Here is a 20,153-nt window from a genome sequence, read left to right as displayed (position 1 = left end):
TCGACAAAATTCGAGAAATAAACAGTGCTATCCGCCACAATATACGCCCCGCCGCCATACTCATGCACCCGCGTCCGCGCATTCAAGGGCATGGGGAGGAGATCGATCGCCTCTCCAGAGGGCTTTCTTTGAACGATCGCATTGCGTCCGCTTTCGGTCGGTCGTCCCTCGCTCCAGTAAATGTCCTGTCCATCCAGGCGAATTTCACCCAGGCGCAAACTTCCCGCCACAATCAACTCTGATGTAATCGGGGATTTCCAAGAACCGTAGGGGGCAACTGGCATAGCTCTGCTTTCGATCGCTCAACGCTCTTCATTGTACGGTGCAGAACTATACGGCGCAGAACTGTATGGCGCGGAATTGCACGATGTGGAATGTGGCGATGCGGCGCAGTTCTCTGACAGAGGAATTTGTCTATGGTGTGTACACGAGTTAATCCTGCCGGTGTTCCGGGTTTTGCAGCCCCTTCAATCCTGCGCCAATTCCCTCTTAGTAAATCACCATCTCCGATCGTTTTCGCTGCCGTTCAGCTGCCAGTCTACGTTTGCGCCAGCGTCGGATCGCAATTGCGGTTCGCACGATCGGGGAAAGATAGCTGCCATGCAATAAGTCTTCATCCTCGATCGTTCCCAAGGGATGATTGCTCATGCAGGACGCCAAACTGTCAAGATACGGTTCTAGCTCGATCGCTCGCAGCACGTCCTCTGCCGACTGATAGCGATCGCGGGGCGACACCTTCAGCATTTTGTCCAGCACTTTGGCAAAATAGTCGCTCACCTGCACAGCATCCTGCCACTTCACTTCCCCAGTTTCGATGTCATAGTCAAACTCCATCGGCGGCTTTCCAGTCAGCAGGTAAAGGCAGGTAACACCGATCGCAAAAATGTCACTGGCGTAGGTTGATCGCAGAGAGAGCTGCTCCGGCGGAGCAAAGCCCAGCGTGCCGACAAAGTGGGTTGTTGCCCCTTTATGAGTCATTTCATCGACCTTGATGAACTGTTCTTTCACAGCTCCAAAGTCGATCAGCACCAGCCTGCCGTCATCCTGACAGCGAATAATATTAGGTGGCTTAATGTCGCGGTGAATCACCTGCTGCTGATGGATGTAGCTCAGCACGGGCAATAGCTCCCGCAGAAAAGTTTTAACTTCTGCTTCTGAAAAAACGCCCCGCAGTTTAACTTCTTTTGCCAGGGTGCGACCGCGCACATATTCCTGCACGAGATAAAACTCGCCATTCAGCTCAAAGTAGTCGAGCAAGCAGGGGATCTGGGCATGACTTCCGAGCTGGCTGAGCGTTTTTGCTTCCCGTTCAAACCGCTGGCAGGCGCGCTGCAACACGATCGGGTTAGCAACCTTGGGGCAGAGCTGCTTAATCACGCAAAGGGGATGATGGGGCAGCAAAACATCCCTTGCCAGAAAAGTCACCCCAAAGCCACCCCGACCCAGTGCCCGCACAATCTGATATCGATCGCGAAATCGCGTTTCAGAACCACAGAGCTGATTGAGTTGACTTGGCTGAGGCGAGCCAGAACGCAGATCATTGATAGGGGGAGTTGAAGCATCCATGCACTTGTGCGGCTGTCACTCGGCTTATCCGTATTGTCCCGTCTTCCTAGGGACTATAGCATCCGTAGCCCTATTGACTTCATAAAGACAACATGAACCCTGAGGCGAGTTTTTATTTTTTAGTGCTAGCTCAACCAAAAGTTCACGACCTCGTACTGTAAATCTACCAGCATCTGGCGCAGCAGGGGAAGACTCAGCCCAATCACGTTGCTGTGGCAGCCTTCGAGTCGCTCTACAAACAGTCCCCCCCGCCCTTCCAGCGCAAAGCAGCCTGCACACTGAAGCGGTTCACCCGTCGCCACATAAGCCTCAATTTCTCGATCGCTCACGTTTGCAAAATGCACCTGCGTCACCTGAGCCCGCACCAGTGTTTTTTGTTGCGGCTGATCGATCAGGCAGTGCCCGGTATAAAGCTGCCCGACTCGCCCGCGCATCTTCTGCCAGCGTTCGATCGCTTCTGCCGCATCTTTCGGCTTGCCGTAGATTTCGCCCTCTAGTGCCAACACCGAGTCACAGCCCAGAATCAGTGAATCCGACAATAGCGGCGCAACGGTTTCGGCTTTGCCCTGGGCTAATTGTTGAACGAGGCGATCGGGTTTTGATTCTTGAATTTTTGACTCGTCATAGTCGCTCGGCTGCACAAACACCGGAATTCCAGCCGTTTGCAGCAACCGTTTACGAGCCGGAGACGCAGACGCTAAAACAAAGCGAGGAATCAAGGGATTAACCGCCATGAAACCACCCTCACTCCACTAAATTAAATTGATTAATAGACCGAGAAGGATTTGGCAACGACCCGAAACAGGTCTTCCACTTTGCCCCAGCGTCGCTCGGTGGTAGAAACATTAAAGGTATAAAGCTGTCCCCGCCGCACCGACACGCTGGCAATACTGTGACGAAGCTGATTCGGGAGCGTTACAGCATATTCCAGCAGATAGTAAGTCTTTTCATCGTCCTGCCGCGCTTCGGCGGATACTAGCTCTGCCTGCCGTCCTGATCCTTCTGGGGCGATCGCACTTTTTGAGAGCCGATAACCCACTTCCGTCGGAGTGCCCAGGTCTTCTAGCGTTTTGTTGTCGCTGACGGGGCTAATAATCACGCTGGCGTTTTCTGTTTCCTCGATCAAGTCATGCAGCACTACATCAGGACCGTTGTTCACCTTTACCTCAACCCAGCCGTTGGGATAGAGGAACTGGTATCCCTGATACGTGTTCACATAGCTTTTCAAACCGGTTCCGGTAGCCGCCGGAGTGCAACTCTGTAGACTCAGGCTCAACACAACGACCAGCACTGCTGCAATCCGCTTCAGCATTCATTTTCCTCAAAACCTATCCAGTAGGATCTTACAGCGATCGGGCGGCTACTGCTGATCGTTCCAGTCTGGGCAGGTATCGTCCTGTTGCCAGCCATAGGGATGAAAGCCACACACCAGCAGACTGCGACTGTCGCGATTATAGCCGTAGGCAATGCCATGGTAGTGGACACAGCCCGCACAGGCTCTTGGACGCGAAGAGCTAACGTCCCGAAAGCCAAGCTGCGATCGAAGAATGTGCTGTTTGCTCTGCTGTCGATGCCAGTGAGCGTAGTCTGCCCGCCGAAACGAATAATTGGCGCGGCTAAAGGGACTTTGAACAGTATCCATAGGTGTGAAGAGGGAGGGGGATAATTTTAATCTACCCGCACGAGAGAAAAATCGATCGATGAAAATATCGCTGGAACCTGAGTCGAAGGGTCAAGATGAGGTTGAGATATAAGTTGAGATTCTGGGAAGCTACGGTCAAAAAGCTAACGTAAAGCAAAAGGGAAATACGCCGCTGCGCTCAAGTTTCAGAATCTCTTTATGCAGTTCTCACTGAGTTCCATCTATCCTTAACACAAGGTTATGTGAAGAGAGGCGATCGCTCGATCGCACACAAACCCCGTAAGCAGAGTATAAAATCACCATTGCCTAGAATGGGGTCAGTTTGCTTCTGCCGGAGGGCTGATTCTATATATCATCCCGAATACGGTAGGAGTTCTGCCCTTGCCTCAGGAAAATTTTTCCAACCGCTTGACACTTTGCCGACCTGTGTTGGTAATATGATGAAGGCGCAGACGATGGGGTGTCGCCAAGTGGTAAGGCAGCGGGTTTTGGTCCCGCCATTCCTAGGTTCGAATCCTAGCACCCCAGTTCAGAGTTAATTTTATGCAACTAACTCCTCAAGAGAAGGACAAGCTTCTTATTTTTACGGCTGCTCTGGTTGCCGAAAGACGCAAGGATCGCGGCATCAAGCTTAACTATCCAGAAGCGATCGCCTATCTTTCAGCAGCAATTCTGGAGGGAGCCAGAGAAGGACGCACCGTTGCCGACTTGATGACCTATGGCACAACGCTGCTGACACGAGCGGACGTGATGGAAGGCATCCCCGAAATGATTCACGAAGTTCAGGTCGAAGCCACCTTTCCCGACGGTACAAAGCTTGTGACCGTTCACGATCCGATTCGCTGACCCGGTCTCTTCAATGTTTCCAGCTCACAGTCTCCAGTTCACCGTTTCCAGCTCACAATATTTCCATCCCACACGGGCTTAGAGCGGGTGCGACTATAGTATCTCGTTGCGCTCCGCAGCCCCCAGACGAGAAGCAGACGGACGCGGTCGATCGCTAGGCTGAATTGCTGGCGGGAGCGGGTTGGGTGCGCCCCAGGCTTGCTGAAGTCTCTGGAGGAGCTGATCTTGCTGTTGGTGGAAGGTTTCGAGGTCGCCTGCGCCCAGGTTGATGATTGTGAACCAGACTAAGCCCCGATCGCGGGTAGGAATCGCGCCTGCCAGCGAGCTGACGGCATTCAGCGTTCCCGTTTTGACGGCTGAGCCGTTGGGCAGTTCTCGCCATTTGAGCGTGCCCGAATCGCGCCCTTGAATCGGATAAATATCGGCAACGGAGAGCTGGCGCGGCTGAAGATATCGCTGCGTCGCAATCAGAATTGCCGTTACGGCTCTGGGGGACAGCCGATTTTGCTCTCCCAAGCCTGAACCGTTGATGATTTGAATCTCTTCCGGGGGAATCTGCGTTGCCTGCAATACTTTTTGCGTCACGCCTGCCGCCCCGCCCAGCATTTGCGCCATCATCTCAGACATGATGTTATTGCTGTAGATATTCATCGCCTTGAGAATGTCGATCATCGGCAGCGATCGGTGGCGAATCAGGGGCGTGAGCGAGCGGGCTTTAAGCTGCTCTAGGGAGTTGACCTGCATGGTGCCGTTGATCTGAATCTGCGGGCGGGCAGTTCCGGGAGGAAGTTTGCTGTGCTGCGCTGCGGCTTCGGCTGACCAGAGATTTGCATCAATTCCCTGCTTTAGCAGCGATCCGGCTTGTGCGGGGTCAGTCTCAAAGTTCATCGCAAAATTGCCAGATACGACCAAGTTGCCTGTCACCTGCCGGATGCCTTTCTGGCTGAGCGAATTGCCCAGGACGATCGCCTCTTCCCACACAAAAAACGGATCGCCGCCCCCCTGCACAATCAGATCGCCCTTCAAAACGCCATCCTCGATCGGGCCTGACGCGCTGATTAGCGTTTCAAACCGATGATCGATCCCCCAGGCTTGGAGGGCTGCAAGCGTGGTTGCCGTTTTGGTGAGAGATGCAGCCGACAGCGGCGCAATCCCCTGATTTTCTGCCAGAATCTCGTTGCCCGCCTGAACCCAGACACCCTGGCCCTCGATCGGTAAATTGAGCCGCGCCATGGTTGCCAGATGGAGCCGCACCGCGAGTTCTGCCTGGGGGTCGGGCTTGCGAACGGCAGCCGATCGCACCCAAACAGTATCGAGCCAGGGGGAAAGATTGGTCGATCGCAAAAGCTGAAGTTTTGGCTCTTGTTGACTAAAGAAAAGGGAAAGGAGTCCTTGAAACAGGTCTAGCACCGTCGAACCATCTCCGAAACTGCGTGCATACCATCCCTGATAATAGACGCTGTTTTATTCCTTAGGGGTGATTTATTTAACGCTCCGATACGGAACTTTATCTCGCATTCTTGAGCTTTGTCGTTGAATGGGGTAAGCCTTGCTTTACTTCCAGCCAGTCTTCAAGCATCGGGTTCAAGTGAGTTACTGTGGTTTGATTTGTGGTTTGATTTACTGGGGTTTACTGCACGGATTGCCCGCCCCGAAATCTCCCGCGAATCCCCCTCAAGTAGAGGACTTGAAACCATTGGCATTCCCGAACACCAAAAATTCCTGCGCTGATCTGAACCTGATCCTAAAAAATTTGGTACGTTGGTACTAAGTAGATAGTGTTTCTGCCGATCGTCCACCCTTGCTTGAGCCCATCTTTTGCTTAAGCCCATCTTTACTTTGAGCCCACCCTTGTTTGAGCGTTAGCGAGTTTTGCATCGAGTTTTATCGACATATCCTACTTATAGCGTTTGCCGTGGTGAAAATTCGTAGAAAATCCTATATATAGTTTGCACGTTGCAGGAATTCGGTTAACCTTATCTCAGCCCTGTGTGTGGTATGAGAGCCTATGTCTTTCGTTGGTCTTCACATTCATAGCGACTATAGCCTGCTGGATGGCGCGAGTCAGTTGCCCGAACTCGTCGATCGCGTGCTGGAACTGGAAATGCCTGCCGTTGCCATTACCGATCACGGCGTGATGTATGGGGCGATCGAGCTGCTAAAGGTTTGCAAGGCAAAGGGCGTAAAGCCGATTATCGGCAACGAAATGTATGTGATCAACGGCGACATCACAAAGCAAGAACGCCGACCGAAATATCATCAGGTCGTCCTGGCGAAGAATAAGCAGGGCTACAAGAATCTGGTGAAGCTGACGACGATTTCGCACCTGAAGGGCTATCAGGGGAAAGGCATTTTTGCGCGTCCCTGCATTAACAAAGATTTGCTGGTGCAGTATCGCGAAGGGCTGATGGTGACGAGTGCCTGTCTGGGTGGAGAAGTACCGCAGGCAATCTTACAGGGCAGACCCGAAATTGCGCGAGAGCGGGCGGGCTGGTACAAGGAAGTTTTCGGCGACGATTATTATCTGGAGCTTCAGGATCACGGATCGCAGGAAGACCGGATCGTAAACGTGGAGCTGGTGAAAATTGCACGCGAGCTGGATATCAAGCTGATCTGCACCAACGACTCGCACTACATCTCCTGTTTCGATGTGGAGGCACACGACGCGCTGCTGTGCATTCAAACCGGAAAGCTGATCACCGAAGAAAAGCGGCTGCGCTATAGCGGCACAGAGTATCTAAAATCGGCGGACGAAATGCGGCGGCTATTCCGCGATCACCTGATCACAGAGATCATTGAAGAAGCGATCGTCAATACGCTGGAAGTCGCAGAGAAAGTCGAAGACTACAACATTTTGGGAGAACCAAGAATCCCTGAATACCCAGTTCCCCCTGGCTACACAACCGCCGCCTATTTCGAGGAAATGACCCGAAAAGGATTGGTCGATCGCTTTGGTTGCCAATCCTACGCAGAAATTGAGCCGGAGTATCAGGAGCGGCTGGAATACGAACTGCAAATGATGCACCAGATGGGCTTTGATGCCTACTTTCTAGTGGTGTGGGACTATATTAAATTCGCTCGCGATAATGGCATTCCTGTGGGTCCAGGCCGGGGGTCAGCGGCGGGGTCGCTGGTGGCATACGCGCTGGGTATTACTAACATCGATCCGGTGCATCACGGACTGCTGTTTGAGCGATTCCTCAATCCAGAACGGAAATCGATGCCGGATATTGATACCGACTTCTGTATCGATCGCCGGGGCGAGGTCATCCAGTACGTCACCGAGAAATACGGGACAGAGCGAGTCGCGCAGATTATTACCTATAACCGCATGGCTTCCAAGGCGGTGCTGAAGGACGTGGCGCGGGTGCTGAATGTGCCCTACGGCGAATCCGATCGCATGACGAAGATGATTCCTGTCTTTCGCGGCAAGCCGACCAAGCTGAAGGTCATGATTTCTGAGGGAACGCCTGCTCCAGAATTCAAGGAGAAATACGACAAAGATATGGTCGTTCCGGCCACTGAGCCGCCTGTGACTTATCGCCGCTGGATTGATATGGCGATGCGGATCGAAGGGACGAACAAAGCAACCGGAGTTCATGCGGCTGGTGTTGTGATTTCTGCTGAACCGCTGGATGAGATCGTGCCCCTGGAAATGAGCAAGGAAGGCGGCGCAGTGACGCAGTATCCGATGGAGGATATCGAATCGCTCGGACTGCTGAAAATGGATTTTCTGGGGCTGAAAAACCTGACGATGATCCAGAAAACGGTGGATCTGGTGAAGGCAAATCATCAGGTTGAGCTGGATCTCGATCGCCTTCCGTTAGACGATCCCAAATCCTATCAACTACTTGCAAGAGGCGAACTCGAAGGCATCTTTCAGCTTGAATCTTCGGGAATGCGTCAAATCGTGCGCGACCTCAAACCTTCGGGCTTAGAAGATATTTCTTCGGTGCTTGCGCTTTATCGTCCGGGACCATTGGATGCAGGACTGATTCCAAAATTCATTAATCGCAAACACGGTATTGAAAAGATTGAATACGAACATGAATTGCTGAAAGGCATTCTCAATGAAACCTACGGAATTATGGTCTATCAAGAGCAGATCATGAAGATCGCTCAGGATATGGGCGGATATTCCTTAGGACAAGCGGATTTGCTTCGAAGAGCAATGGGAAAGAAGAAAAAGGAGGAAATGGAAAAGCACCAAAGCATTTTTGTGGAAGGGGCAAAAAAGAATCAAGTCCAACCTAAAGTTGCAGCAGGTTTGTTTGAGCAAATGGTTAAGTTTGCCGAATACTGCTTCAACAAATCCCACTCGACAGCGTATGGATACGTCACGTTTCAAACTGCCTATCTAAAAGCAAATTATCCTGTCGAATACATGGCGGCACTGCTGACCGCAAACAGCGGCGATCAGGACAAAGTGCAGAAATATATTGCCACCTGCTACAGCATGGGAATTACGGTTGAGCCGCCGGACATTAATCGATCGGGCTTTGACTTCACACCTTTAAGCGACACCATTCTGTTCGGATTATCCGCCGTGCGAAATGCCGGAGAAGGGGCGATCGAGCATGTTTTGGTGGCACGAACAGAAGGCGGCAAATTCACATCACTGGCAGATTTGTGCGATCGAATTGATCCGCGCACCGTCAACCGCAGAGCCTTAGAAGCTTTGATTCAGTGCGGCGCAATGGACTCGATCGATCTCAATCGCAAACAGCTGGTAAACGATTTGGAATATGTGCTGGACTGGGCGCAGTCGCGGGCAAAAGATCGGGCAGTGGGTCAGGGCAATTTGTTTGATTTGTTCGGCAGCACGGGTGAGAGTAATACCACCACTACCAACTTTGAAAGTGCGCCCAAGGCTCCCTCCACCGAGGACTATCCGCCGCAGGAAAAGCTAAGGCTAGAAAAGGAATTGCTCGGCTTCTACATCTCCGATCATCCGCTGAAATCCGTGCATCAAGCCGCCAAAGTGCTCGCACCCATCAACCTCTCTGACCTGGGAGACAAGCCGGATAGCGTCACCCTGAGCGCGATCGTCATGATCAGCAACCTCAAGCCCGTGATGACCAAGAAAGGCGATCGCATGGCAGTGCTGCAAATCGAAGACCTGACCGGACAGGCAGAAGCCGTCGTCTTCCCGAAAGCGTATGAGCGAATTGCCCATCTTTTGGAAGTCGATGCCCGTCTGATGGTGTGGGGCAAGGTCGATCGGCGAGACGATCGCAATCAGCTTGTGATTGAAGATGCGGAGGCGATCGAGGCAGTGCGAATGGTGATGGTGGAGTTAGAGGCAAGGCTGGCAGGCGATGTCGTCAAACAGCACGAACTGCGAACCATTCTGCTCGATCAGCGCGGCACAGACGACCAGGGTAAGATTCCTGTAATCGCAGTCGTCACCGGACAGGAGCGGCGTGAGCTGGTGCGGTTAGGGGCACAGTTTCGCATTCCCAACCCGGAAGCCGCAGTGAATGCCCTGATGCAGGCAGGATTTCGAGCAAGAGCTTCTTCGCTCACGGGTAAATAGACGAGTGATTATTTGGAAAGATTTGGTTCGACCACAGTGGGAAAACTCTCAAAGTTGCGTCGTACCCAATCCATTCCCACTTCGTTGTTGAGTTTAATCTTCTGCAGCGTGCCGGGATAAAGCTTGCCCAAAATGTCAGCATCCTGATCAATAACGACCTTACCGAATTTGAGATAGGTACTGCCAAACAGCTTAAAGGCAGGATGTTTCGCTTGACCAAACAGCAGAATGTAGGTGCGAGTGCGATTCTCGGCTTCTGGGACAAAGAAATGGCACTGTACTGCTTTGCCCAACGGCATTTCGCCATGAAAGATGATGAGAGAAGGAAAGTGATTTTCCAGGTGTGCCTTAATTACGGTGGGAAGCAGAAACAAATCAGGTTTTCTCAGTTTTTCGGTTAGCTTGTAGGGCGCGGTGGGCAAGTCATAGAACGCATGGGAATGATGCCCGTTATCCATAAACTGATGAAACTCTACGTCTGTAATGCGAAACAAGTCTCGATGCGTGCCGTTTTGATGGTTGTAATCATGCATATTCAGCAGCATCGTTAATAAATCAGTTTCAACACTTCGATCGCCCGTATGCCCAATAAAGTAATATTTCTCGGCAATTTCATTCAACACAGTCGGAATCGGAACCTTGGGTTCGTATCCACCGTATGACCAGATGAAATCGCCTTGAATAATGAGTTCTAAGGGCTTCAATTGCGGCAATGTTTTCTTACCAGAACCCGGTAGAACAGTGCAGCCCGCCGGATCAAAGGGCAAGGCATGAAACGGACACACTACCACACTGGTGCCGTCCTTTTGCATTTCGCACCATCCTTCTGACAGCATTGCTCCCATGTGCGGACAGGCATTGGGTAAGGCATGAATTTTCCCCACACCATCCTTCCACATCACATAATCAACGCCATACAAAGCAATCTTTTGGGGTTGGTTTACCTTTAGCATCGATTGATGTGCCAATAGCCAAGGCGCACCAGGAAGCATCGAGCGCATGGTGTTCTCCGTTAAAGCTAAAATTGTGAAAAATCCGTCGTGTTTCCAAAATATGACAGAACTTTCACATTCGTCAAGCCCTCATTCGCCCATCAATTTGCGTCGCCAGCCTAAACAGCAGCGCAGTAAGGCACGGGTTGAGAAAATTCTGGATGCGGCGGCGGCAGTGTTTGATGAGGTTGGCTATGAAGCTGCAACTACTCACATGATCGCTGCCAGAGCAGGAACGGCGATCGGTTCGCTCTATCAGTTTTTTCCAGACAAAGCTGCCATCTTCAAGGCGATGGAGTTACGCCATGCAGAGCGAGTAAACGCATTTTGGCAACAGGCAGAGATTCCTTCGATCGTTCAGCTACCACTGCGCCAAATGATTCACACACTGGTATCAGCAACCGCAGAACTGTTTACCCATCCAGTATCGCGTGTGGTGTTTGTACAGTTTTATCTAGCCCGTCAGATTTTTCAATCGATCGATGAAAGTATGACGCAGGACGCGATCGGCTTTATGGCGAATATTCTGAAGCATCGAAACCCTGCCTTGCCTGAAGCGCAGTACAGTCTCCTTGCAGAGGTGTGTGTGCATAGCACCAATGCCCTGATTCTCGCGGCACTTCGCAGTCCTGATCCGGCACATCGTCAACGACTGATGCAGCAAATTGAGGACGTGATGGTGTCGTATTTGGAACCGTATGTGGGCGATCGTCAGTCAGGTGATGTAATGAAAGTAATGATATGCCCTCACTGCCAATCCAAACAGCTCTCAAAGAACGGGTATCGACGGGGCAAACAGTGCTATCTCTGTAAGGACTGTAGAAAGCAGTTTGTAATTTAGTTTTGATCAGCTCAACTGATTGCGAAACTGTCGGATGCTGAAGCCAAGCAGGACGATCGCAAAAACAGCCAGCGCGACAATATTGATCCAGAGTTCACCCACGCCAACGCCTTTTAATAAAAATCCTCTGGCGATCGCCACATAATGTCTGAGAGGATTGAGCAGGGAAAGGTAGCGGAAAAAGGCAGGCATACTTTCGATCGGCGCAATTGCCCCCGAAGTTTGAATGAGCGGCAAGTTAATAAAAAACGAAGTGAGAACGACCTGCCGCTGATTTTTAGAAATGGTCGCAAGCAAAATTCCGACCCCAATTCCCACACATAAATACAGCGCAGAAATCAGGAAAAACAGCAGTAAATTACCGCGAAAAGGCAAATTAAACACAACCTTACCCACCGTCAGCGCAAGACACACATCCCCCAGCAGCAAAATAAACAGCGGCACAATTTTTGCTAGTAAAATTTCCCAGGCTTCTGCGGGAGTCATCAAAAGTTGTTCTAGGGTTCCAGTATCCTTTTCACGCACCACGGTTGAAGAAGACACCAACGAGCCGGTGAGCGTGAGCACCAGTCCCAACACGCCCGGCACAAAAAACCAGCTACTAATTAAGCCCGGATTATACAGAAAAACAACTTCAGGCTCGACCAAGGGAGACACAGGATTGGAATTCAATCGACGGCTAAATTGATTGATAATTTGCGAGAGATAACCGCTTGCGATTCCGGCAGTATTAGCGTCAACGCCGTCGATTAGAACCTGGACTTCTGCGGTTTCATTTTCTTTTAACTTGCGATCGAAATCTGGTGGAATAACCAAGCCTGCGGTAATTTTGCCAAGCTGTACCTGTTTCCCTAATTCCGCTTCGCTATACAAATAATTTTCGGTTACAAAAATGCGGTTTTCGGTCATTGCCGTCACCAGTTCGCGACTCGTGCTACTGTTGGCATAATCAACCACGCCCATCTTGATAAAATGCACGTCTGGGCTGAGTGCAAATCCATAGATTAAAAGCTGAATGGTGGGTGGAAAGATCAGCAAAAAGATAAGCTGTTTGTTGCGGAGAATTTGATTGATTTCTTTGCGAGCCAGTGCCCAAACGCGGCTATTCAGCAGGCGATCGATCAGTGGATAATCAATTACTTTTTTCATCGCTGAATCACCCTTAACTACACCTTTGTTTGCCTGATTGATGAAGTTGTTTAATCCGTCTTAAGAGTTCTACATTGCCCCTATTCTCTTCAAGCCTGGGAAACTTTGAGCATCTTAAAGAAAACTCGGTTTCCCTTAAAATTAGGGGTTCGGGTCGTGGTGATCACGTTTCAAACCTCCTCTTAGTCCGGTAACTGCATTCGGCTCAAACTTTGCCGTGCCCGATTAAATAAAAATAATCCCAAAAGAATCAGCATTAACACTGCCCACCACACGCCAGTCCAGCCGGTTCCGCGCACAAAGGCATCCCGAATAATGGGAATGTAGTATCGGGCAGGAACAATATTAGAAATAAGCGACAGCGGAAAGGGAATATTATTGAGCGGATAAATGAAACCAGAGAGCAGAAAAGCGGTGAGAAAGCCGATCGTTGCGACTGCCTGCACTGCTGCATTTTGACTTGCCGCTCTTGTGCCGATCATGATGCCAAACAGCACCGCAACCAGAATAAACAGCGGCGTTCCAATCAAAAATGGAGTCGGGTCGCCTGTGAAGCGCAAGCCAAATAGAATCACACTTGTGCCGATAATTAACAGTCCTTCCAATAAACCAATCACTAGATAGGCAAATGCCTTGCCGAGAATCAATTCGATCGCACTTAAACTGGAAGCATAAACCTGTAAAATTGTGCCCTGTTCTTTTTCCCGCACCATTGCCAGCGATGATAGCAGCGATGGATAAATCCATAAAATCACCGCACAGGTTCCCGGCACAATGTAGAGCGATTCTTTGCGTCCCGGATTGAACCAAATACGAATTCGAGGAACAATTAATGGCTGATTTTGCTGCAGTCCAGAAACTCTGACAAAGTACCGCGTGGTAGACTCAATGCTGCCGCGAATTACCCGCGCATTATTGACATCACTTCCATCTATCAAAACTTGAACCGTAACAGATTCGCCGTTCTTAAGATTGCGCGAGAAATCGGGTGGAATAATAATTCCAGCTGTCGCTTTGCCCCGATCGATCATCTCAACCACCGACTGATTTAAGGGACGTTCAACTAAATTCAGCTGATTTGTCGCATAGAGTCTTTCGATATAACTGCGGCTTAGCAGTGTATTATCTAAATCCTGTACGGTGAGCGGAATATTTTTTGCTTCCAATCGAATTGCATAGCCAAAAATAAACAGTGTTAATAAAGGCAGCAAAAACGCCAGTGCAACAGTTAATCGATCGCGGCGGAACTGAGCTAATTCTTTGATGCACTGAGACCAAATTCGCTGCGGCTTAATCATTGCGCTGTCCTCTGAATTGGCTATGCTTCTGCTCGCTGCACAATACCGATAAACGCATCTTCGAGCGTGAAAGAAATTGGGCGAATTGATTGAACTTCAATGCGGGTTCCGTCTGGCTTCTGATAGGCAAATAGCCAGGTTTTAATTTGCGGCATCTCGCGATCGGGATTGTCTAAAACCAGGTGAAGTCGATCGCCAAAAATCGAGACGCGCCAGGGTTCCATCTGGGTTTTTAGCAAATCTGAAGCTGCCTGATTTTGGTTAGTTACCAGCTCGATTAATCGTCCGGGCTGCGCTGCTTTGATCTGGGTCGGCGATCCTTCTGCAACGACCTCGCCCGCCACCAGAAATCCCATGTAATTACAGTGTTCCGCTTCTTCGAGATAGTGCGTTGTTACCAAAACGGCTGTGCCGCGACGGGCAAAATCCTCAATTAACCGCCAGAACTGCCGCCGCGCCAGAGGGTCAACTCCCGAAGTTGGCTCATCTAGAAACAGGATTTCCGGCTCATGCATGACGGATGCACCAAAGGCAACGCGCTGCTTCCAGCCTCCGGGCAAGCCTCCGGTGATTAAGTCCTCCTGTCCTTCTAAACCGCAGATGTGCAGCACCCAGTCAATTTTTTCGCGTCGCTGCGATCGAGGAACGCCATACACCCCGCAATAGAATTCGAGATTTTGGACGATCGAGAGGTCGTCGTACAGCGTGAACTTCTGGCTCATGTAGCCAATCCGTCGCCGCAAATCGGGGTCGCGCAAATTACTGGTTTGTCCTGCCAGGGAAATTTCGCCGCCGCTGGCAGAGAGTAAGCCGCAGAGCATTTTGATCGTGGTGGTTTTTCCGGCTCCGTTTGCGCCCAACAAGCCGTAGATTTCGCCATAGCGAACTTGCAGCGTCACATCTTTAACCGCCTGAAAGTTGCCGAAGGTTTTGTAGAGATGATGGGTTTCGATCGCCGCAGTTCCTTTCGCAGCTCTGGATCCTTCGCGATCCGATCCGAAGGAGTTCCCGCTTGGGAGTAATCGCGGAAAGGGCACAAACGGCGACTCAGCCCCCTGATGGCGCAACTGGGTCACGAAGACATTTTCCAGCGTCACGTCAACGGGTTCGATTTCCGATATTTTCAGCCGCTCCTGTTGGGCAATTTGCTGAATCGTTTTCGTTCCCTCTTCCGGCGAATGCACCAGCACATCCAGCCGATCGCCAAAGGTCTGCACGTCTACTAAAGCCGAATCGCGGGTTTCACCCAACGGGGAAGGGCTTCGCATCGCTGCTAACAGTGCCCGTTCTACGGCAGCAAGCTGAGGAGTTCGCAGTTCCAGTCGAGATAAACCCAGATTTTGCCTGAGCTGGCGCAATGTTCCGGTCTGCTGAATCTTGCCTTCATACATCAGGGAAATTCGGTTGCAGCGTTCTGCTTCGTCCAGGTAGGGAGTTGCGACTACGATCGTCATGCCCTGACTTGCCAACGTCGCCAGCACATCCCAAAATTCCCGTCGCGAAACCGGGTCAACGCCTGTCGTGGGTTCATCCAGCAGCAAAATTTCCGGCTCCGACACCAGCGCACAGCAAAGGGCAAGCTTCTGCTTCATGCCGCCCGATAGCTGACCCGCCAACCGATCGCCAAACCGATCGAGATCCATCAGCTTGAGATAGCGATCGCGCCGCTCCTGAAAACGATCGGACGGAATCTGGCGCAGTCCGGCACTGTAGCGTATGTTTTCGTCCAGGCTCAAGTCCAGATACAGCGAAAACTGCTGCGTCAAATAGCCAATGCCCAACCGCGCATCGCGAGGCGATCGTCCCAACACCTGAATCTCGCCTGCGCTTGCCTCCATCACGCCCGCCAGAATTTGAAACGTCGTCGTCTTTCCGGCTCCGTCAGGACCAATCAAGCCAAAAATCTCGCCGCGCTGCACCTCAAAATCAATGCTCTGAACGGCGATCGTCTGATTGTTCTTTTTGCCATAGTGTTTTTGCAGTCCTGCCACTCGAATCACGGGTTCTGTTGCAGCAGGAACCGGACGGGCAGAAGCAAAGGAAGCAGGCTGAGTCTGAGTCATATTGGCTAACGATTAGGTTCGATTGTTGCGTCCGCAGGCATTCCCGGCTTGGCAAATCCGCCCGGTTCCTCGATCGCCAGCTTCACACCAAACACCTGCTGCACCCGGTCTTCTCGAAAGTAGATATTCTCCGGGGTAAACGAGGCTTCCGAATCAATCTCGACCACGCTGGCAACCAGTGGGCGGTCTGGGTCAGAGTCAAGGTACACGTTCGCACGCTGCCCAACTCGGACTAAGCCAATCTGTCCTGCTGGAATAAAGCCGCGCAGATACACCGTGTTTAAATCGAGCACAGTCAGCAGCGTTTTGCCTGCCGTCACGACCGTTCCCGGTTCTACGGTGCGATCGGTAATCACGCCGTTAATCGGGCTATTGATCGTTAGATCGTTGAGCTGCGCCACAATCCGCTGACGTTCTGCTTCGGCATTGCGGACTTCTGCCTGGGCGGCGGCGAGCTGTGCCCGTGCCTGCGCTACCTGAGCATTGAGGCGATCGAGCTGCACGGTGTTAATTTCGGGGTTAAGCGTGGTGGTTTGCGTCTGAGTCAGTCCGCCCTGAGCCGCCGTAATCTGACGCTGGGCTGCATTCACCGCTGCTTGCCGACTAGTGAGGGTTGCCTGTGCGGTGCGAAATGCGGCATTCGCTTCGTCAAATCGCTGCTGAGTGACTGCCCCTTCCTGGACGAGCTGAGCAAATCGATCGCGATCCTGGCGGGCTAGCTCAAGCTGTGCCTGGGCCTCTGTTACCTGTGCCCGTGCCTGTTCGAGCTGTGCCTGGGCGGCGGCGACCTGCGCCTCTGCCTGAGAAACACGCCCCTGCGTATCGCCCTCTGCTTGCTGAAGCCGCAACTGTGCCTCCTCGATCTGAGTTTGCAGCACATTGAGCTGGAGCTGAGCATTTTGTACCTGATTTTTGGCAGATTGAATCCGGGCTTCGGTTCCGGCGAGCTGTGCCCGCAGTTCATCATCGTCCAGCCGCGCTAAAAGCTGTCCTTTTTGCACCTGTGCCCCTTCCCGCACGGTGACTTCTTCGACTCGCCCCGGCACCTGAGTGCCCACATCTGTTTCGTAGCCTTCAATCCGTCCACTGAGCTGTAGTTCGTCTGTAGCGGGGCGCGACAGAAAATACCAGGCAGTTAATCCTCCCCCGGCAGCCAACAGGGCGATCGGCAACAGAACCCTTTTGCGGCGCGATCGGGGCTGAACTACGGGCGGAACGGCAGTCTTTTCAGAACTGGGAAGTGTTTGTGCCATACGGGGAACTGCCAGAGTCGAATGATTTGAGAGAAATCTTTGAGGGGGACTTGAGACAGATTTCAGAGAAATACGGGGAAAAGAAAGAGATAGAAGGAGATACAGAGAGAAATAAGTTTTGAAAAGGGAGCCGGGGAAGGAACTTTGATCACACTAGACTGTCTAGTATGATTACAAGCAAAATCCTAGCGCGATCGCCCAAACCGGACAAGCATCCCTGAAAATTGTTTACATAGCAGGGATTAAACGACCCTGATCTAGGAGCATGAACCAAATTCTTGGGTCTGACCTCTTGAACAGGATAGAGCTTTAACCCCCTTGAACCCCTCTTTGAAACCCACCCCTTGAAGCCAGAGACAAGCAAAGCCACAATGCACAGCAGTTCCCCCCTTGAGGTAATCAGCAGCGACAAGCGAGAGCAGATTTTGCAGGGCGCAATGCAGGTGTTTTTAAGCCAGGGCTACGCCAGCACCAGCATGGATCGGGTTGCGGCGGCGGCGGGTGTCTCCAAGCAAACTATCTATAGTTACTTTCAAGATAAACAAGGGCTATTTACCGCTCTAATCGAACGGGTGACGATCGATCGAATGCAGCACATCTTCCGTGCCGAGGAATTGAGCGACGAACCCGAACTGCTGCGATACTTCGCCGAATCGTTTCTTCAAAAAATGGCAAACCCAGAATTCCTGAGCCTGCTGCGAATTATTATTTCTGAATCTGCCCGCTTCCCCGAACTCGCCAACCTCTACACCCGCACGGTCATTCAGCGAGGGCGATCGATCCTGACCGACTACTTCCAGCGTCACCCCGAACTTCGCATCGCCGACCCCGAAGCCACTGCCCAGATCTTCTGCGGCTCCCTGATTTCTTTCTTAATTGCTCAAGAAATTCTCTATGGCAAAGAGGTTGCACCCCTGGCAGGCGATCGCCTGGTCAATGCCCTGGTCACCCTCTTCCTCGATCGCACCTCTCCCCATCCCAACTAATCCCCTCACCTTTCCACCCCTCACCTCCCTCGACTCCCTCGACTCCCCCTAATCCAGCTTCAATGCATTCACCGGAACCTCATCCCACGACTCCACCTCCCGCATCTGCGTAAACCACCCCTCCTGTTTCTGAGCCGTCGTCAGGTTTGCTTCAAACGAATCGTGGCACTCCTGCGCCTGAACCTCATTGCAGCAAGCAATACAAGCCCGGATAATCCCAGAAGAATCGATTTGCTCATTGACCCAAATTTTCACGCCGATCGCCCCCGTTCACGCAAGAAATTCACTGTCGAAATAGGGTTCTCATGATCACAATTGTGACAGACCCTCCTCTAAGGTTTTACCGGACAGTTGGGGCGATCGCAATCACTAATTGCAATGACTGACTGCGATAACCGACTCGCAAGAGTTGATGCACAGCACTTACTATTTATAATTCCTATAATTCAGATAATTCAGGACAGGATTTCTAGATTGCCAATGACGCACTGCTGGCAACGGGTTTTCTTTGATCAACTTAAGCCGACAAGCCAGGCTTTCCCAAAATGGAAGGGCTAAAAAACGGTGCGGGCGACCCAGAACAAACCAGAACAAAATTACAGGCAATGACTCATTCAACCCACTCTCCGATCTGGAATGTCTCATGCTCAGGCTGGATTGTTTCTCCCGATTGGCTGGCGGAGCATCTGAACGATTCCCGGATTGCGATCGTAGACTGTCGCTTTTCGCTGATGCAGCCTGAGCTGGGACAGGAGCAATACCGCACAAGCCATATTCCTGGCGCGTTTTATCTGGATCTGAATCGGGACTTATCCAGTCCAGTCGGGCAACACGGCGGACGACATCCCCTCCCCGAGCCGGCAATTCTAGCAGAGAAGCTCAAGGCGATCGGCATTCGATCAGCTGCATTGGGGCAGGAACCAATGCTCGTCGTGGCTTATGACGATTCGCGGTTTGGCTTTGCGGCGCGGCTCTGGTGGCTCTTGCGCTATCTCGGACATGATCAGGTGGTGCTGCTCGACGGCGGCTTTCAAGCCTGGCAGGACAAAGGCTATCCCGTCAGCCGCGAACCTTCGATCGCCCAACCCGGCAACTTTGTGCCCCAGGTGCGGTCAGATTGGGTAATCGATATCGAAACAGTCAGGGCAAGCCAAAATCATCCAGGCATTGTGCTGGTTGATTCGCGAGAAGCAGAACGCTATCGAGGAGAACGGGAGCCGATCGATCCGATCGCGGGTCATATTCCCGGTGCGGTGAACTATCCCTGGCAGGAAGTGACGGGCGCAGATGGACTGGCACAGCCTCCGGCGGTTCAGCAGCAGCGATGGGCAGACCTTCAAAATGCGCCAGAAATTTGGGTCTACTGCGGGTCGGGTGTGACGGCCTGTGTCAATCTGCTGTCGCTGGCAATGGCAGACTTGCCCCAGGGAAAGCTCTATGCCGGAAGCTGGAGTGACTGGTGCTCGTATCAGACGGATACATCCTCTGCCTCCTGAGGAAAACGCCCTTTACCATCAGCAACAGGAAGCCTGCGATCGGGTCAAGAGCTGCACTGAGAGCGATTTGCTGTAACATTGGAGGCGTATCGCTGACTTTAACTTAACAATTCTATAATGTTCAATTTATAATGCTCAAAATAATGCTCAAATTTAGGTTTTTGCTGACATTTCGCTGACATTAGGAGGATGATTGACTGCGGCGGCGGCTGTGACTTCTCAACTCAGATTGCTGTGATCCAGCACAGTTGACTTTACAAGTCTGGCGGCTGCGCGTATAAAATTGACTTGACTACAAATGGTTGATTACGAGTAGCTGATTACAGCCTGAAGCGGTCATTTTGTTGATTTTGATTTGTCTGGTTTTACTGATTGCCTGAAAATGGCAGCGGGCCGCAATTGACACCCCTATCTCTAACGCTTTATTTGACTTTCCATCCTTCAACTTTTTCCTAAAAATTCTAAAAAATATAGGTCTAGAGCTT

Annotated in this window: 17 protein-coding genes, 1 tRNA gene and 1 pseudogene; 6 read left to right on the top strand and 13 right to left on the bottom strand. The window is 51.5% G+C overall.

The annotated features are described in order from the left end of the window. From H6F80_RS11955 to H6F80_RS11935, 5 genes and pseudogenes are all read right to left on the bottom strand, one after another. Window positions 1-284, bottom strand: a pseudogene (locus H6F80_RS11955) (S9 family peptidase); the annotation flags it as partial. A 205-nt stretch (window positions 285-489) separates the two neighbouring features. Continuing rightward, window positions 490-1,566, bottom strand: coding sequence for a serine/threonine-protein kinase (locus tag H6F80_RS11950; RefSeq protein WP_190791775.1), 1,077 nt, complete (start codon window positions 1,564-1,566; stop codon window positions 490-492). A gap of 125 nt (window positions 1,567-1,691) precedes the next feature. Then, window positions 1,692-2,300, bottom strand: a complete 609-nt coding sequence (locus tag H6F80_RS11945) for a Maf family protein (RefSeq protein ID WP_190791774.1) — start codon at window positions 2,298-2,300, stop codon at window positions 1,692-1,694. Between the two features lie 32 nt (window positions 2,301-2,332). Beyond that, window positions 2,333-2,878 (bottom strand): photosystem II reaction center PsbP, encoded by a 546-nt coding sequence (gene psbP, locus H6F80_RS11940; RefSeq protein ID WP_190791773.1) that lies wholly within the window; start codon window positions 2,876-2,878, stop codon window positions 2,333-2,335. A gap of 48 nt (window positions 2,879-2,926) precedes the next feature. Further along, window positions 2,927-3,208 (bottom strand): hypothetical protein, encoded by a 282-nt coding sequence (locus H6F80_RS11935; protein ID WP_190791772.1) that lies wholly within the window; start codon window positions 3,206-3,208, stop codon window positions 2,927-2,929. Between the two features lie 456 nt (window positions 3,209-3,664). Here H6F80_RS11935 and H6F80_RS11930 point away from each other — a divergent pair. Both H6F80_RS11930 and ureA read left to right on the top strand, forming a co-directional pair. Continuing rightward, window positions 3,665-3,736: transfer RNA gene (locus tag H6F80_RS11930), tRNA-Gln, on the top strand. Window positions 3,737-3,751: 15 nt separating this feature from the next. Continuing rightward, window positions 3,752-4,054, top strand: a complete 303-nt coding sequence (gene ureA / locus H6F80_RS11925) for an urease subunit gamma (protein ID WP_190791771.1) — start codon at window positions 3,752-3,754, stop codon at window positions 4,052-4,054. 93 nt (window positions 4,055-4,147) lie between these two features. On the opposite strand, the gene H6F80_RS11920 is transcribed toward ureA, so the two are convergent. Further along, window positions 4,148-5,464, bottom strand: coding sequence for a D-alanyl-D-alanine carboxypeptidase (locus H6F80_RS11920; protein ID WP_190791770.1), 1,317 nt, complete (start codon window positions 5,462-5,464; stop codon window positions 4,148-4,150). Between the two features lie 598 nt (window positions 5,465-6,062). Here H6F80_RS11920 and H6F80_RS11915 point away from each other — a divergent pair. Further along, on the top strand, window positions 6,063-9,590 hold the full coding sequence (locus H6F80_RS11915) for a DNA polymerase III subunit alpha (RefSeq protein WP_190791769.1): 3,528 nt from the start codon (window positions 6,063-6,065) through the stop codon (window positions 9,588-9,590). A gap of 8 nt (window positions 9,591-9,598) precedes the next feature. On the opposite strand, the gene H6F80_RS11910 is transcribed toward H6F80_RS11915, so the two are convergent. Continuing rightward, a complete protein-coding gene (locus H6F80_RS11910; protein ID WP_190791768.1) occupies window positions 9,599-10,591 on the bottom strand; it encodes a Rieske 2Fe-2S domain-containing protein in 993 nt (330 codons plus the stop codon). Window positions 10,592-10,643: 52 nt separating this feature from the next. Between H6F80_RS11910 and H6F80_RS29855 the strand changes: the two genes are divergently transcribed. Then, a complete protein-coding gene (locus tag H6F80_RS29855) occupies window positions 10,644-11,423 on the top strand; it encodes a TetR/AcrR family transcriptional regulator (RefSeq protein ID WP_190791767.1) in 780 nt (259 codons plus the stop codon). A 6-nt stretch (window positions 11,424-11,429) separates the two neighbouring features. Here H6F80_RS29855 and H6F80_RS11900 read toward each other — a convergent pair whose 3' ends face one another. The 4 genes from H6F80_RS11900 to H6F80_RS11885 all read right to left on the bottom strand — a co-directional run bounded on the left by H6F80_RS11900 (window position 11,430) and on the right by H6F80_RS11885 (window position 17,186). Then, the gene (locus tag H6F80_RS11900) at window positions 11,430-12,572 is read right to left on the bottom strand and encodes an ABC transporter permease (protein WP_190791766.1); all 1,143 of its coding nucleotides are present in this window, start codon (window positions 12,570-12,572) and stop codon (window positions 11,430-11,432) included. 182 nt (window positions 12,573-12,754) lie between these two features. Continuing rightward, the gene (locus H6F80_RS11895) at window positions 12,755-13,870 is read right to left on the bottom strand and encodes an ABC transporter permease (protein ID WP_190791765.1); all 1,116 of its coding nucleotides are present in this window, start codon (window positions 13,868-13,870) and stop codon (window positions 12,755-12,757) included. Between the two features lie 20 nt (window positions 13,871-13,890). Further along, window positions 13,891-15,933, bottom strand: a complete 2,043-nt coding sequence (locus H6F80_RS11890) for an ATP-binding cassette domain-containing protein (RefSeq protein ID WP_190791764.1) — start codon at window positions 15,931-15,933, stop codon at window positions 13,891-13,893. Between the two features lie 5 nt (window positions 15,934-15,938). Then, window positions 15,939-17,186, bottom strand: a complete 1,248-nt coding sequence (locus H6F80_RS11885; RefSeq protein ID WP_190791763.1) for an HlyD family secretion protein — start codon at window positions 17,184-17,186, stop codon at window positions 15,939-15,941. A gap of 371 nt (window positions 17,187-17,557) precedes the next feature. Here H6F80_RS11885 and H6F80_RS11880 point away from each other — a divergent pair, with 371 nt between their 5' ends. Beyond that, the gene (locus H6F80_RS11880; protein WP_190791762.1) at window positions 17,558-18,172 is read left to right on the top strand and encodes a TetR/AcrR family transcriptional regulator; all 615 of its coding nucleotides are present in this window, start codon (window positions 17,558-17,560) and stop codon (window positions 18,170-18,172) included. A 48-nt stretch (window positions 18,173-18,220) separates the two neighbouring features. Here H6F80_RS11880 and H6F80_RS11875 read toward each other — a convergent pair whose 3' ends face one another. Further along, window positions 18,221-18,427, bottom strand: a complete 207-nt coding sequence (locus H6F80_RS11875; protein WP_190791761.1) for a glycogen debranching protein — start codon at window positions 18,425-18,427, stop codon at window positions 18,221-18,223. Window positions 18,428-18,717: 290 nt separating this feature from the next. On the opposite strand from H6F80_RS11875, the gene H6F80_RS11870 reads away from it, so the two are divergent. Beyond that, a complete protein-coding gene (locus H6F80_RS11870; protein WP_518523564.1) occupies window positions 18,718-19,668 on the top strand; it encodes a sulfurtransferase in 951 nt (316 codons plus the stop codon). Between the two features lie 292 nt (window positions 19,669-19,960). Here the strand turns inward: H6F80_RS11870 and H6F80_RS29425 are convergent. Beyond that, a partial coding sequence (locus H6F80_RS29425; protein ID WP_206755062.1) for a hypothetical protein occupies window positions 19,961-20,153 on the bottom strand: 193 nt, incomplete at its 5' end.

Source organism: Leptolyngbya sp. FACHB-711, assembly GCF_014695615.1.
GTDB lineage: Bacteria > Cyanobacteriota > Cyanobacteriia > Elainellales > Elainellaceae > Leptolyngbya_A.
Note: the sequence above shows the minus strand (reverse complement) of the source record. Positions and strands in the feature narration are given on the sequence as shown.

Bases quoted from the DNA above. Each gene is read 5' to 3' on its own strand.
- H6F80_RS11950 (WP_190791775.1), bottom strand. From the start codon at position 1,566: ATGGATGCTTCAACTCCCCCTATCAATGATCTGCGTTCTGGCTCGCCT.
- H6F80_RS11945 (WP_190791774.1), bottom strand. From the start codon at position 2,300: ATGGCGGTTAATCCCTTGATTCCTCGCTTTGTTTTAGCGTCTGCGTCT.
- psbP (WP_190791773.1), bottom strand. From the start codon at position 2,878: ATGCTGAAGCGGATTGCAGCAGTGCTGGTCGTTGTGTTGAGCCTGAGT.
- H6F80_RS11935 (WP_190791772.1), bottom strand. From the start codon at position 3,208: ATGGATACTGTTCAAAGTCCCTTTAGCCGCGCCAATTATTCGTTTCGG.
- ureA (WP_190791771.1), top strand. From the start codon at position 3,752: ATGCAACTAACTCCTCAAGAGAAGGACAAGCTTCTTATTTTTACGGCT.
- H6F80_RS11915 (WP_190791769.1), top strand. From the start codon at position 6,063: ATGTCTTTCGTTGGTCTTCACATTCATAGCGACTATAGCCTGCTGGAT.
- H6F80_RS11910 (WP_190791768.1), bottom strand. From the start codon at position 10,591: ATGCGCTCGATGCTTCCTGGTGCGCCTTGGCTATTGGCACATCAATCG.
- H6F80_RS29855 (WP_190791767.1), top strand. From the start codon at position 10,644: ATGACAGAACTTTCACATTCGTCAAGCCCTCATTCGCCCATCAATTTG.
- H6F80_RS11900 (WP_190791766.1), bottom strand. From the start codon at position 12,572: ATGAAAAAAGTAATTGATTATCCACTGATCGATCGCCTGCTGAATAGC.
- H6F80_RS11895 (WP_190791765.1), bottom strand. From the start codon at position 13,870: ATGATTAAGCCGCAGCGAATTTGGTCTCAGTGCATCAAAGAATTAGCT.
- H6F80_RS11890 (WP_190791764.1), bottom strand. From the start codon at position 15,933: ATGACTCAGACTCAGCCTGCTTCCTTTGCTTCTGCCCGTCCGGTTCCT.
- H6F80_RS11885 (WP_190791763.1), bottom strand. From the start codon at position 17,186: ATGGCACAAACACTTCCCAGTTCTGAAAAGACTGCCGTTCCGCCCGTA.
- H6F80_RS11880 (WP_190791762.1), top strand. From the start codon at position 17,558: ATGCACAGCAGTTCCCCCCTTGAGGTAATCAGCAGCGACAAGCGAGAG.
- H6F80_RS11870 (WP_518523564.1), top strand. From the start codon at position 18,718: ATGGAAGGGCTAAAAAACGGTGCGGGCGACCCAGAACAAACCAGAACA.